Source organism: Paenibacillus sp. GbtcB18 (assembly GCF_019091125.1).
GTDB lineage: Bacteria > Bacillota > Bacilli > Paenibacillales > NBRC-103111 > Paenibacillus_F > Paenibacillus_F chitinolyticus.
The window spans coordinates 1-256 of sequence record NZ_JAGXJX010000551.1; the positions used below are offsets into that span (position 1 = coordinate 1).

Below are 256 nucleotides of genomic sequence, written 5' to 3' on the forward strand. Positions count from 1 at the left end.
TTCCCCGGAGGGTATACATTTTCAAATGAACTTTTAGAAATTCTTCCTGCGCGTTATCATTGGATTGTTCGTAATTTCCGGTCCATGCATAGGCATACCTCCCCCCCTCGGCCCCATATTGAGTCAACAAATTGTTCAATTCCGTACTACTGACCTCTTGAAAATATTTCAGGTAATCGGTTTCCAATTTTTGTGCCCCTCCCAACCTATTAGACAAGATTCCGGGTTCAATGCTCCCTTAATTTCGTTGACGCCG

At 43.8% G+C, this 256-nt stretch carries 1 pseudogene; it reads right to left on the minus strand.

The features are described from left to right. Positions 1-187, minus strand: a pseudogene (locus tag KVT34_RS30565) (RNA polymerase sigma factor); the annotation flags it as partial. Between the last annotated feature and the right edge of the window lie 69 nt (positions 188-256).